Origin of the sequence: Variovorax boronicumulans (genome assembly GCF_019352895.1) — a bacterium.
Classification (GTDB): Bacteria; Pseudomonadota; Gammaproteobacteria; order Burkholderiales; family Burkholderiaceae_C; genus Variovorax; species Variovorax boronicumulans_A.
Genome location: NZ_JAAAFX010000014.1, coordinates 577,517 through 590,918, shown reverse-complemented (window position 1 = coordinate 590,918; position 13,402 = coordinate 577,517). Strand labels below are relative to the sequence as shown.

The window sequence follows — 13,402 nt, the reverse complement described above, 5'->3', positions numbered from 1 at the left end:
CGCCATGGCACTGAACGCACCCTCGCCCACCCTGCCCGCCCTCACGCTGGAAACCCCGGAGATCGACACCAGCGACGATCCGCAGTGGTACCGCGATGCGGTCATCTACCAGCTCAACGTCAAGGCCTTCTTCGACAGCAACAACGACGGCATGGGCGACTTCAAGGGCGTGACCGCGAAGCTCGACTACGTCAAGGAGCTGGGCGTCAACACCATCTGGCTGATGCCCTTCTACCCCTCGCCGCTGCGCGACGACGGCTACGACATCTCCGAATACGAGAACGTGCATCCGCAGTACGGCACGCTGGCCGACTTCAAGGAGATGCTCGACGCGGCCCATGCGCGCGGCCTGCGCGTGATCACCGAGCTGGTGATCAACCACACCTCCAGCGAGCACCCGTGGTTCAAGGCCGCCCGGCTCGCGCCACCCGGCTCGCCCGAGCGCAACTTCTACGTGTGGAGCGACACCGACCAGATCTACCAGGGCACGCGGATCATCTTCACCGACACCGAGACCTCGAACTGGACCTGGGACCCGGTGGCCAAGCAGTACTTCTGGCACCGCTTCTTCAGCCACCAGCCCGACCTCAACTTCGACAACCCGGCGGTGATGGAGGCCATCCTCAAGACGATGCGCTTCTGGCTGGACATGGGCGTCGACGGCTTCCGTCTCGATGCCATTCCCTACCTGGTCGAGCGCGACGGCACCAGCAACGAGAACCTGCCCGAGACGCACGCGGTGATCAAGCAGCTGCGCGCCGCGATCGACGCCGAATACACCAACCGCTTCCTGCTGGCCGAGGCCAACATGTGGCCCGAGGACGTGCGCGAGTACTTCGGCAATGGCGACGAGTGCCACATGGCCTACCACTTCCCGCTGATGCCGCGCATGTACATGGCGATCGCGCAGGAAGACCGCGACCCGATCATCGAGATCCTGCAGCAGACGCCCGACATCCCCGACGGCTGCCAGTGGGCCATCTTCCTGCGCAACCACGACGAGCTCACGCTCGAGATGGTGACCAGCAAGGAGCGCGACTACATGTACCGGATGTACGCCGCAGATCCGCGCGCGCGCATCAACCTGGGCATCCGGCGCCGGCTCGCGCCGCTGATGGAAAACGACAACGACCGCATCAAGCTGATGAACAGCATGCTGCTGTCGATGCCGGGCTCGCCCATCATCTACTACGGCGACGAGATCGGCATGGGCGACAACGTGTTCGTGGGCGACCGCAACGGCGTGCGCACGCCGATGCAGTGGAGTCCCGACCGCAACGCCGGCTTCTCGCGCGCCGACCCGCAGAGCCTGTACCTGCAGCCCATCATGGACGCGATGTACGGCTACGAGGCGCTCAACGTCGAGACGCAGTCGCGCGAAGCCAGCTCGCTGCTCAACTGGACCAAGCGCATGCTCGCCGTGCGCAAGACCAGCCGCGCCTTCGGCCGCGGCCAGCGGCGCTTCCTCAAGCCCGGCAACCGCAAGATCCTGGCCTACCTCAGCGAGCACGAGGACGACATCATCCTCACCGTGTTCAACCTGTCGCGCACAGCCCAGCCGGTGGAACTCGACCTGTCGATGTTCAAGGGCCGGGTGCCGGTCGAGATGCTGGGCAAGACCCCCTTCCCGCCGATCGGCGAGCTGCCCTACCTGCTCACGCTGCCTTCGCACGGCTTCTACTGGTTCCGGCTCTCGGCCGAGGCGCCGATGCCCAGCTGGCACCAGGAAGGCACGCCGCTGCAGGACCGCGCGGTGCTGGTGCTGTTCGACGGCTGGACCAGCTTCTTCCGCGACCGCGTGATGCCCTGGCGCATCGGCATGGCCGAACGCATGCGGCTGCAGCTCGAGACCGAGACGCTGCCGCGCCATGTCGAGACACAGCGCTGGTACGCCTCCAAGGGCACGAGCATCCTGCGGGCCCGGCTGCGCGACCAGGCGGTGTGGGAAGTCGACGGCCGCAGTTGGATGCTGCCGCTGCTCGAGCTCGACGGTCCGGTCGAGGCCGCCACCTATTTCATGCCGCTGGCCCTGGCCTGGGAAGACAGCGAGGAAGAACGCCTCAAGGCCCTGATGGCCTGCCCGGTTGCCAAGGTGCGCCAGCAGGCCAACGTGGGCGTGATGGCCGACGCCTTCTTCGACGAGAGCTTCTGCCGTTCGCTGGTCGAGGCCATGGGCCGCGGCACCGAGCTGGCGACCGCCGGCGGCCGGCTGCGCTTCAGCCACACCGCGGCCTTCGCGAGCCTGGCCGGTGACGACGTGGCGTCGTTGCCCGTCACCGCACCGACCGCGCAGAGCAGCAACACCGTGGTCACGCTGGGCGAGAGCCTGTTCCTCAAGGGCTACCGCCGGCTGCGCGCGGGCATCAATCCCGAGCTCGAGATGGGCCGCTTCCTGACCGAGGTCGCGAAGTACCCGAACTGCGTGCCGGTGGCCGGCGCACTGGAGTACATGGCCGACGACGGCAGCACCATGACGCTGGCGATGGTCCAGGCCTTCGTGCCCAACCAAGGCGACGGCTGGGACTACACGCTGAGCTACCTCGAGCGCTACCTCGAGGCCCTGCGCACCATGGACGCGCCGCAACCGGCCGACGTGCACGGCGGCTTCCTCTCGCTGATGCACACGCTGGGCGAGCGCACGGCCGAGCTGCACCTGGCGTTGTCCAAACGCACCGGCAACCCGGCCTTCGACCCCGAGCCGATGACCACCGAAGACGTGATCGGCTGGCGCGAACGCGCCGCCGACGGCGCAGGCCGCACGCTCGACCGGCTGGCCGAGCGCCTGACCGACCTGCCGCCCGAACTGCAGGACGAGGCCAAGCGCCTGCTGGCGCGCGCCTCGGAAGTGCGGGCCCGCGTGGCCGACTTCCCGCTCGACGGGCAGACCGGCGTCAAGACCCGCTACCACGGCGACTACCACCTGGGCCAGGTACTGGTCTCGCGCAACGACTTCCTGATCATCGACTTCGAGGGCGAACCGGCCCGCAGCTTCGAGGAGCGCCGCCAGCGCAGCTCGGCACTGCGCGACGTGGCCGGCATGGTGCGTTCGTTCAACTATGCGCGCTGGTCGGCCCTGCGCCGCGTGGCGCAGAGCGCCGACGAACTGGCGCGGCTCGAACCCGCGGCACGCGACTGGGAGGCGGAAACGCGCGAAGCCTTCCTCGCGGCCTACACCGCCCGCATGGCGCAAGGCGGATCCACGCAGACGGCCGAATCGGCCGCGCGATTGCTCGCACTCTTCGAGTTCGAGAAGGCGATGTACGAGTTGCGCTACGAACTCGACAACCGCCTCGACTGGGTGCAGGTGCCGTTGCAGGGCATCCTGGCGCTGGTCGAACGCAAGCATTGAACTGAACATCCACGCCCCGGCACCGGAGAGACACACCATGGACAATTTCAGCATTCACCTGGAGCCCGTCAGGGCCATCCTGTTCCAGATCGGCGCCTTCCTGCCCCGGCTCCTGATCGCCGTGGTGGTGGTCATCGGGGGCTGGCTGCTGGCCAAGGTGGCGCGCTTCGCGGTCGTGAAGGCGCTGCGCGCGATCAACTTCAACGTGCTGACCGAACGCTCGGGCCTCGACGGCTTCCTGCGCCAGGGCGGCATGGCCGGCGACACCACCTCCGTCTTCGGCGTGCTGGTCTACTGGCTGGTGATCCTGGCCGCGCTGCTGATCGCCTTCAACGGCCTGGGCCTGACCTACATCACCGACCTGCTGGGGCGCGTGGTCTGGTTCGTGCCCAACGTGTTCGTGGCGCTGCTGGTCCTGGCCTTCGGTTCGTACTTCGCACGCTTCATCGGCGACACCGTGACCACCTACTGCCGCAACGTGAAGATGCAGGACGCACTGCTGCTGGGCAAGCTCGCGCAGTACGCGGTGCTGGCCTTCGTGGTGCTGATCGCGCTCGACCAGATCAAGGTCGGCGGCGACATCATCCGCGAGAGCTTCCTGATCCTGCTGGGCGGCGTGGTGTTCGCCATCGCGCTGGCCTTCGGCCTGGGTGGCAAGGACTGGGCGGCCGAGCGCATCGAGGAGTGGTGGCCGCGCCGCGGCCAATCGCTCAAGGACCGCGCCGACCGGCTGGGCGACAAGCGCGACAAGCTGCCTTGAGCCGCGCGCGCGGCGCCCGCGTTTCTTCCGTCTTTCCCTTTCGCCAGGCACCGCTTCCATGAAATCAGCAAACCCGATCCACGTCGTGTGGCCCGGCACCGCCTACCCGCGCGGTGCCACCTGGGACGGCGAAGGCGTGAACTTCGCCCTCTTCTCCCAGCATGCGCAGAAGGTCGAGCTCTGCCTGTTCGACGACACCGGCCGCCACGAGTTGCAGCGCATCGTGATGCGCGAGCGCACCGACGACGTCTGGCACTGTTACCTGCCCGAGGCGCGCCCCGGCATGGCCTACGGCTACCGCGTGCACGGCCCCTACAAGCCCGAGGAAGGGCATCGCTTCAACCCCCACAAGCTGCTGATCGACCCCTACGCCAAGGACCTGGTCGGCAAGCTGCGCTGGGGCGATGCGCTCTACGGCTACACCATCGGCAGCAAGCGCGAGGACCTGTCCTTCGACCGCCGCGACAGCGCCGCGCTGATGCCCAAGGGCCGCGTGCTCGAGACCGCCTTCACCTGGGGCGAGGACCGCCGCCCGAAGATCGCGCGCCAGGACATGGTGATCTACGAGATGCACGTGCGCGGCTTCACCATGCAGCACCCCGCGGTGCCGCCCGAGTTGCGCGGCACCTACGCGGCGCTGGCCACCGCCCCGGTGATCGACTACCTGCAGCGCCTGGGCATCACCACCGTCGAGCTGCTGCCGGTGCACAGCTACCTCAACGACCGCCACCTGGTCGAGAACGGACTGCAGAACTACTGGGGCTACAACACGCTGGGCTTCTTCGCGCCCGAGATGCGCTACAGCGCGTCGCGCAAGGTCAAGGAATTCAAGACCATGGTGAAGACGCTGCACTCCGCGGGCATCGAGGTGATCCTCGACGTGGTCTACAACCACAGCTGCGAAGGCAACCAGCTGGGCCCCACGCTGTCGCTGCGCGGCGTGGACAACGCGTCCTACTACATCGTCAATGCGGAGAACCGGCGCTACTACGACGACTTCACCGGCTGCGGCAACACGGTCAACCTCGAGCACCCGCGCGCGCTGCAGCTGGTGATGGACTCGCTGCGCTACTGGGTCGAGGAGATGCACGTCGACGGCTTCCGCTTCGACCTGGCCTCGGCGCTGGCGCGCGAGGCGGGCAAGGTCGAGAACCTGGGCGGCTTCTTCGACGCGATCCGCCAGGACCCGGTGCTCAACCGCGTCAAGCTGATTGCCGAGCCCTGGGACCTGGGCCACGGCGGCTACCAGGTGGGCAACTTCCCGCTGGGCTGGGCCGAATGGAACGACCAGTACCGCGACAGCATGCGCGGCTACTGGAAGGGCGACGGCGGCCTGCTGGGCGAAGTGGCCAAGCGCCTGACCGGCTCGCAGGACCTGTACGGCTGGTCGGGCAAGCAGCCGCACGCGAGCATCAACTTCATCACCGCGCACGACGGCTTCACGCTGCACGACCTGGTGTCGTACAACGACAAGCACAACGAGGCCAACGGCGAGGGCAACCGCGACGGCAACAGCAACAACGTGTCGTGGAACTGCGGCGTCGAGGGCCCCACCGACGATCCCGAGATCCGCACCCTGCGCGCGCGCCAGAAGCGCAACATGCTGGCCACGCTGCTGCTGTCGCAGGGCGTGCCGATGCTGCTGGCCGGCGACGAGTCGGGCCACACGCAGGACGGCAACAACAACGTCTACTGCCAGGACAACGCGCTGGGCTGGATCGACTGGAAGCTCGACGCCGAGCGCGAGGCGCTGCGCGACTTCACCCGCCACCTGGTGCACTTCCGGCGCCGCCATCCGTCCTTCGGCCGGCGCAGCTTCTTCCGCGGCGCGCCGCTCGACGGCGCCGAGGCCAAGGACCTGGTCTGGTACCGGCCCGACGGCCAGGAAATGAACGCCGACGACTGGAACGACGGCAACGCGCGCTGCATCGGCATGTTCATGTCGGGCCGCGGCATCGCCGACATGGGCGCGCGCGGCGAGACGCTGGAAGACGACGACTTCTTCCTGCTTTTCAACGCCCACCATGAGCACCTCGACTTCGTGCTGCCCGTCGACGGCGGCGGCCCCTGGCAGGTCGTGCTCGACACCACCCACGACGCGCTCACCGAAGCGCACCCTCCGCTCGACACGCCGAGCCTCACCCTGCACTGCCGATCGCTGGTGCTGTTGAGCCGGCCCCTCAGGAAGACCCCATGAAACACCGCCATGCCATGCCCTTCGGCGCCGCCCTCCTCGACGGCGGCGGCGTGCGCTTCTGCTACTGGGCGCCGGGCCATGAGCGCGTTGCGCTCGAACGCGGCAAAGAGGTGCTGCCGATGGCGCGCAAGGACGGCGGCTGGCACGTGCTCGACGTGGCCGCGGCCGCAGCCGGCGACCGCTACCGCTTCCGCCTGCCCGACGGCACGGCCGTGCCCGACCCGGCCTCGCGCCGCAACCCGGACGACGTGCATGAAGCCAGCGAAGTGGTGGACCCGTCCACCTACGCATGGCGCGACGACGCCTGGCGCGGCCGGCCCTGGACCGAGGCCGCGATCTACGAACTGCACATCGGCACCTTCACGCCCGAAGGCACGTTTGCCGCCGCGCAGAAGCGCCTGCCCGAGCTCGCCGCGCTGGGCTTCACCGTCATCGAACTCATGCCGGTGGCCGACTTCCCGGGCGCGCGCGGCTGGGGCTACGACGGCGTGCTGCTGTTCGCGCCCGATGCGGCCTACGGCACGCCCGACGAGCTCAAGGCCTTGGTCGACGCGGCCCATGCGCTTGAACTGATGGTGCTGATCGACGTGGTCTACAACCACTTTGGCCCCGAAGGCAACTACCTGCACGCGGGCAGCCCGGCCTTCTTCAACCCCGCGCACCAGACGCCCTGGGGCGCGGCCATCAACTACGACGGCGAGCAGGCGCGCACCGTGCGCGACTTCTTCGTGCACAACGCGCTCTACTGGGTCGAGGAGTTCCGCTTCGACGGCCTGCGCATGGACGCCGTGCATGCGATCCGCGACGACTCCACGCCGGACATCGTGAGCGAGATCTGCGCCGCGCTGCGCGACGGACCGGGCCGCGAACGCCAGGTGCACGTGGTGTTGGAGAACGATGCCAACGGCGCCCACTACCTCGAACGCGGCGCCGACCATGCGCCGCTGTGCGCCACCGCGCAGTGGAACGACGACCTGCACCATGCGGCCCATGTGCTGGCCACCGGCGAGCGCGACGGCTACTACGCCGACTATGCGGACGACGCGGTCGGGAGCTTCGGCCTCGCGCTGGCGCAGGGCTTCGTCTACCAGGGCCAGCCCTCGCGCTTCCGCAACGGCGAACGCCGCGGCGAACCGAGCGACCAGCTGCCGCTGGCGGCCTTCGTGTCCTTCCTGCAGACGCACGACCAGGTGGGCAATCGCGCCTTCGGCGACCGCATCGCGATGCTGGCCGACCCGGTGCTGCTGCGCGCCGCCTACGCCTGCCTGCTGCTGTCGCCGCACACGCCGATGCTCTTCATGGGCGAGGAATACGCGGCGTCGACGCCCTTCCTCTACTTCTGCGACTTCGGCCCCGAGCTTGCGGCCGCGGTGTCCGAAGGCCGGCGCGCCGAGTTCGGCGGTTTTGCAGCCTTCAAGGACGAGGCCGCGCGGGCGCGCATTCCCGATCCGAACGCGGCATCGAGCTTCCTCGCGTCGAAACTGAAATGGGAGGAGCGCGAGACCGGCCCCCACGCCGCGATGCTCGCCCACGTGCGCGCCCTGCTGGCGCTGCGCCGCGACCGCCTGGTGCCGCGGCTGGCCGGCCAGCACCATGGCGGACGCTTCTGGCGCGACGGCGCAGCGCTGCGCGTCGAATGGACGGTCGGGGGCGCCGTGCCGGGCACGACCGCCCGGCTCCAGCTGCTGGCCCATTTCGGCCCCCAGCCTGCCGAAGCTGCGCCGCTGGCCGGAGACTTGCTATATGCCTGGGGCATAGATGCCGGCTCGGGCCAGCTGAAGCCCGGCGCCGTGTGCGTGACCCTCGAGGAGACCCCGCTTGTCTGACGCCCCGCACCTCCCTCACTCGGCCCCGCATGGCGAGCACGACGCGCTGCAGCGCCTGTGCGCCCATTTCGGCATCGCGACCGACTACCACGACATCTTCGGCCATCGCCATGTCATCGCGCCGGCCAACCTGGTCGCACTGCTCGGCAGCTTCGGCGTCGATGCGAGCGCGCTGCCCCACGAGACCCTGGCGCAGGTGCAATCGCAGTCCTGGCGCGAGGCGCTGCCGCCGGCCGTGGCGATCGACGCCGGGCAGGCCGGCTGGTCGCTCGCCGTGCGCCTGCCCGCCGATGCCACCGAAGCCGCCTGGACCGTGCATGCCGAGGACGGCACGCCGCACCATGGCCGCGTCGACCTGCAGCACGCCCCCGAGATCGCGCGCACCGAAGTCGACGGCGCCGTGCGCAGCGAGCGGCGCCTGAGCATCGGCCTCGCGCTGCCCGTGGGCTACCACCGGCTGCGCCTCGACGGCCTGCCCGGCGAGACCCTGGTGCTGGCCGCACCGCCGCACTGCTACCGGCCGCCGGCGCTCGACGGCGACGGCCGCGTCTGGGGCCCGGCCGTGCAGCTCTATGCACTGCGCTCGGCGCGCAACTGGGGCATCGGCGATTTCAGCGACCTGGCGCAGCTCGCGCAGCAGATCGCGCCGCGCGGCGCCGGCATCATCGGCCTGAACCCGCTGCACGCACTGTTCCCGCACAACCCGGCGCACGCCAGCCCCTACAGCCCCTCGTCGCGGCTGATGCTCGACGTGCTCTACATCGACGTCGAGGCGGTGGAGGAATTCCGCGACTGCGAGCCCGCGCAGCGCCTGGTGCAATCACCCGACTTCCAGGCCCGACTGGTGGCGTTGCGCGAGGCGCCGCTGGTCGACTACCCCGGTGTCGCCGCCGCCAAGTTCGAGGTGCTCGAACTGCTGCACGCGCACTTCCGCGCGCAGCAGCGCAGCGGCCGCAGCGCCACCGCGGCGGCCTTCGAAGCCTTCCGCGCCGAGCGCGGCGAGGCCCTGCGCCGCCATGCACTGTTCGAGGCGCTGCAGGCCCACTTCTTCGAGACCGATGCCTCGGTCTGGGGCTGGCCCGTGTGGCCCGAGGCCTACCGCGACCCGGCCTCGGCCGAGGTCGCGCGCTTCGCCGAGACCCAGCCCGGGCGCGTCGGCTTCTTCGAGTACCTGCAATGGCAGGCCGCACGCCAGCTCCAGCGTGCCAGCGACCAGTGCGCGGCACTGGGCATGGCCGTGGGCCTCTACCTGGACCTCGCGGTGTCGGTCGACCGTGCCGGCTCCGACGCCTGGTGCCAGGGCGACAGCTTCGCGCACGGCGCGAGCGTGGGCGCGCCGCCCGACGAGTTCAACCCCAACGGCCAGGGCTGGGGCCTGCCGCCGCTGCGGCCCGACAAGCTGCGCGCCAGCGGCTACCGCTTCTTCATCGAGACGCTGCGCGCCAACATGCGCGGCGTGGGCGCGCTGCGCATCGACCATGTGATGGGACTGATGCGCCTGTTCTGGATTCCGCCGGGCCAGACGCCGCACGACGGTGCCTACGTGCACTACGCGCTGCACGAGATGCTGGCCGTGGTCGCGATCGAAAGCCAGCGCGCGCAGTGCATGGTGATCGGCGAGGACCTGGGCACGGTGGCCGACGAGATGCGCGGCGCGCTGGCGCGCTTCGAAGTGCTGTCGTACCGGCTGATGTATTTCGAGCGCGGCCACGACGGCGAATTCAAGGCGCCGGCCGACTACCCGCGCCATGCGCTGGTGGCGATCAGCACGCACGACCTGGCCACGCTCACCGGCTGGTGGGCCGGCCACGACCTGCGGCTGCGGCTGGCGCTGGGCCTGTTCCCGAACCAGGCGCTGTTCGAGCAGCAGCTGTTCGACCGTGCCCAGGAGCGCGTGCGCCTGCTGCTCGCGGTGCAGCGCGCCGGCCTGCTCTCCAGCGACGCCATGGCCGAAGCCATCGGCGCGCAGGTGCTGGCACCCGAGACCGTGACCGCACTGCACGCCTTTCTGGCCAGCACGCCGTCGCAAGTCATGATGGTGCAGCTCGAGGATGCGATCGGCCAGATCGAGCAGGCCAACATGCCCGGCACCACCGACGCCCATCCCAACTGGCAGCGCAAGCTCACGCTCGACCTGCAGCAGCTGGCCACCGACGAGCCCACGCTGCAACTGTTCAGGACGCTCGAAACGGTGCGCCCGCACCCGGCCCGCACACCGGCGGCAGGCCGCGGCATCGAGACGCTGGTGCCGCGCGCGACCTACCGGCTGCAGTTCCACAAGGACTTCACCTTCGACCATGCGATCGCGGTGCTGCCCTATCTCGCGCGGCTGGGCGTGAGCCATGTCTACTGCTCGCCGATCCAGCGCGCGCGGCCGGGCAGCATGCACGGCTACGACGTGGTGGCGCACGACCAGATCAACCCCGAGCTCGGCGGGCCCGAGGGCTTCGAACGCTTCACGGCCGCGCTGCGTGCGCAGGGCATGGGCCAGCTGCTCGACCTGGTCCCCAACCACATGGGGGTGCTGGGTGCCGACAACGCCTGGTGGATGGACGTGCTCGAGAACGGCCCGGCATCGCTCTACGCGCAGCACTTCGACATCGACTGGCAGCCGCTCAATGCCGAGCTGCACGGCAAGGTGCTGGTGCCGGTGCTGGGCGACCACTACGGCGACGTGCTGGCGCGCGGTGAACTGGTGCTGGCCTTCGACGCCGACAACGGCAGCCTGGCGCTGCGCTACCACGAACACCGGTTGCCGCTCGCGCCCGAGACCTACCCGCGCGTGCTGGAGCGGGCCCAGGCCCGGCTCGCCGACCCCGAGCTGGCCGACAGCCTGGCCAGCATCGCGACCTCCTTCGGCCACCTGCCCGCGCGCGAGGCGCCCGAACCCGAGGCAGTCGCCGAACGGGCGCGCGACAAGGAACTGCTCAAGAGCCGGCTGGCCCGGCTGGTGATGCGCCAGCTCGACGTGGCGCAGGCCATCGCCGCCGCGGTGGCCGACCTCAACGCGCCGGCCGAACGCGACGCGCTGCATGCGCTGCTCGACGCGCAGGCCTACCGCGTCGCGTACTGGCGCGTGGCGGCCGACGAGATCAACTACCGGCGCTTCTTCGACATCAACGAACTCGCGGCCCTGCGCATCGAGCGCGAGCCCGTCTTCGAGGCCACGCAGGGCATGGCGCTGGACCTGGCGGCCGCGGGCGCGGTCGACGGGCTGCGCATCGACCACCCTGACGGCCTGTACGACCCGGCCCAGTACTTCGACCGACTGCAGCAGGGCTACGCGCGCCGTGCCGGCCTGGTGCTGCCGGGGCCCGACGCCCAGGGCCGGCCCGCGCGGCCGCTCTATGTGGTGGCCGAGAAGATCGCGGCCTCGCAGGAAGAGGTGCCGGTGCAGTGGGCGATCCACGGCACCACGGGCTACCGCTTCGCGACCGTGGTCAACGGCGTGCTGGTCGATACCGCCGCCGCCGAGCGCTTCGCGCGCATCTGGCGCAGCTTCACCGGCGTGCTGCAGCCCTTCGAGGAGCTGGCCTACGAGGGCAAGCGCGCCATCATGCGCAACGCGCTGTCGTCGGAGCTCAACGTGCTGTCGAGCGAGCTGCTGCGCATCGCGCGCGCCGACCGCCGCACCCGCGACTACACGCTCAACACGCTGCGCCGCGCGCTGTCGGAAGTGGCGGCCTGCCTGCCGGTCTACCGCAGCTACATCCTGGAGGCGCCCTCCGCGCAGGACCGCCACTACATCGACCGCGCGGTCGACGAGGCGCGCCGGCGCAGCCGCGACGCCGACGGCTCGGTGTTCGACTTCCTGCGGCTCACGCTGCTGGGCGAAACCGTGCCCGATGCGCACGACTCGCTGCGTGCCCGCGCGCTGCGGCTGGCCATCCGCTTCCAGCAGTTCAGCGCGCCGGTCACGGCCAAGGGCGTGGAGGACACCGCCTTCTACCGTTATTTCCCGCTGAGTTCGCTCAACGAGGTGGGCGGCGAGCCCGCACATTTCGGCATGACGGTGGCCGACTTCCACGCCGCCAGCGCCGACCGCGCCGCGCGCTGGCCGCACACCATGCTGGCCACCTCCACGCACGACAACAAACGCTCGGAAGACGTCCGCACGCGCATCGACGTGCTCTCGGAGATCCCGGCCACCTGGCGGCTCGCGCTGCGGCGCTGGCGCGCGATGAACCGCATCAACGAGGCGCGGCCCGGCCCGTCAGCGGCGGACGAGTACCTGCTCTACCAGACACTGTTGGGCACGCTGCCCGCGGGCGGGCTCACGACCGATGCGCGCGCCGGCTACGTCGAGCGCATCCAGACCTACATGCTCAAGGCCGCGCGCGAGTCCAAGGTCCACACCAGCTGGGTCTTCACCGACCAGCCCTACGAAGACGCGCTGACCGGCTTCGTGCAGCGCATCCTCGCGCGCACCGACGGCAACCCCTTCCTCGACGACCTGCAGGCGCTGGGCCGCACGCTGGCCTGGTTCGGCGCGCTCAACAGCCTGTCGATGACGCTGGTCAAGTACGGCTCGCCGGGCGTGCCCGATCTGTACCAGGGCAACGAGCTCACCGACCTGAGCCTGGTCGACCCCGACAACCGGCGCCCGGTCGACTACCCCGCGCGCGCGGGCTGGCTGGACCGGCTGGCGGCGCTGACCCAGTCGCCGGAAAAGGCCGAGGGCGCCCAAGCGCTGGCGGCCGCACCGCACGACGGCGGCGCCAAGCTCTGGGTGCTGTGGCGCCTGCTGGCGCTGCGCCGCGCCGACCCCGCCCTGTTCCGTGACGGCGACTACACCGCGCTGGCGGCCGAGGGCGCGCGCGCCGACCATGTGCTGGCCTTCACGCGCCGGCACGAGGGCCGGGCGCTGGTGGTGGTGGCGGGGCGGCTGTTCGCCAGACTGTCGAGCGATGTCGAGTGGGCCGCGCCCGAACACGCGGCGGCGCGCTGGCTGCCGCTGGGCGAGGCGGTCTGGGCCGACACGGTGTTGCGGCTGCCGGGCTGGCCCGACGGTACGCGCCTGCGCAATGTGCTCACCGGCGAGGTGCTGACCGTGCGCGATGGCGCGCTGCCGATGGGCGCACTCTTCGCGCACTTCCCGGGCGCGGCGCTGGTCGCGGTGGACACCCCGGCTTGAGCGGCATGGCGGGTGGATCGCATGCGGTCCACCCCTTGATTCGACCGGTTTCAGAAACAGACCGAACGTGATTCCGCCATTTTTCATTGGATCTCGGACAACTACGCTCGGATTTCCTGTCACTTGTCGGAAATCC

5 protein-coding genes are annotated in these 13,402 nt (G+C 69.9%); all 5 read left to right on the top strand.

Annotated elements, in window-relative coordinates:
- Window positions 1–4: 4 nt before the first annotated feature.
- The 5 genes from treS to K0H49_RS29070 are packed head-to-tail and all read left to right on the top strand — an operon-like array spanning window position 5 to window position 13,266.
- Window positions 5–3,349: a maltose alpha-D-glucosyltransferase gene (gene treS / locus K0H49_RS29090; RefSeq protein WP_257625276.1), complete on the top strand. Its 3,345-nt coding sequence runs from the start codon at window positions 5–7 to the stop codon at window positions 3,347–3,349.
- Window positions 3,350–3,386: 37 nt separating this feature from the next.
- A complete protein-coding gene (locus K0H49_RS29085) occupies window positions 3,387–4,109 on the top strand; it encodes a mechanosensitive ion channel family protein (protein ID WP_219220173.1) in 723 nt (240 codons plus the stop codon).
- Window positions 4,110–4,167: 58 nt separating this feature from the next.
- Entirely contained in the window at window positions 4,168–6,306 is a 2,139-nt protein-coding gene (gene glgX / locus K0H49_RS29080; RefSeq protein WP_219220171.1) for a glycogen debranching protein GlgX, read from the top strand.
- A complete protein-coding gene (gene treZ, locus K0H49_RS29075; RefSeq protein ID WP_219220169.1) occupies window positions 6,303–8,132 on the top strand; it encodes a malto-oligosyltrehalose trehalohydrolase in 1,830 nt (609 codons plus the stop codon). Before glgX ends, treZ begins: the two co-directional genes overlap by 4 nt.
- Window positions 8,125–13,266 carry a malto-oligosyltrehalose synthase gene (locus K0H49_RS29070; RefSeq protein ID WP_219220167.1) on the top strand — a complete coding sequence of 1,714 codons (5,142 nt, stop codon included), beginning with the start codon at window positions 8,125–8,127 and terminating at the stop codon, window positions 13,264–13,266. The genes treZ and K0H49_RS29070 overlap by 8 nt, the downstream gene beginning before the upstream one ends.
- Window positions 13,267–13,402: the final 136 nt, after the last annotated feature.

Bases quoted from the DNA above. Each gene is read 5' to 3' on its own strand.
- glgX (WP_219220171.1), top strand. From the start codon at position 4,168: ATGAAATCAGCAAACCCGATCCACGTCGTGTGGCCCGGCACCGCCTAC.
- K0H49_RS29085 (WP_219220173.1), top strand. From the start codon at position 3,387: ATGGACAATTTCAGCATTCACCTGGAGCCCGTCAGGGCCATCCTGTTC.
- treS (WP_257625276.1), top strand. From the start codon at position 5: ATGGCACTGAACGCACCCTCGCCCACCCTGCCCGCCCTCACGCTGGAA.
- treZ (WP_219220169.1), top strand. From the start codon at position 6,303: ATGAAACACCGCCATGCCATGCCCTTCGGCGCCGCCCTCCTCGACGGC.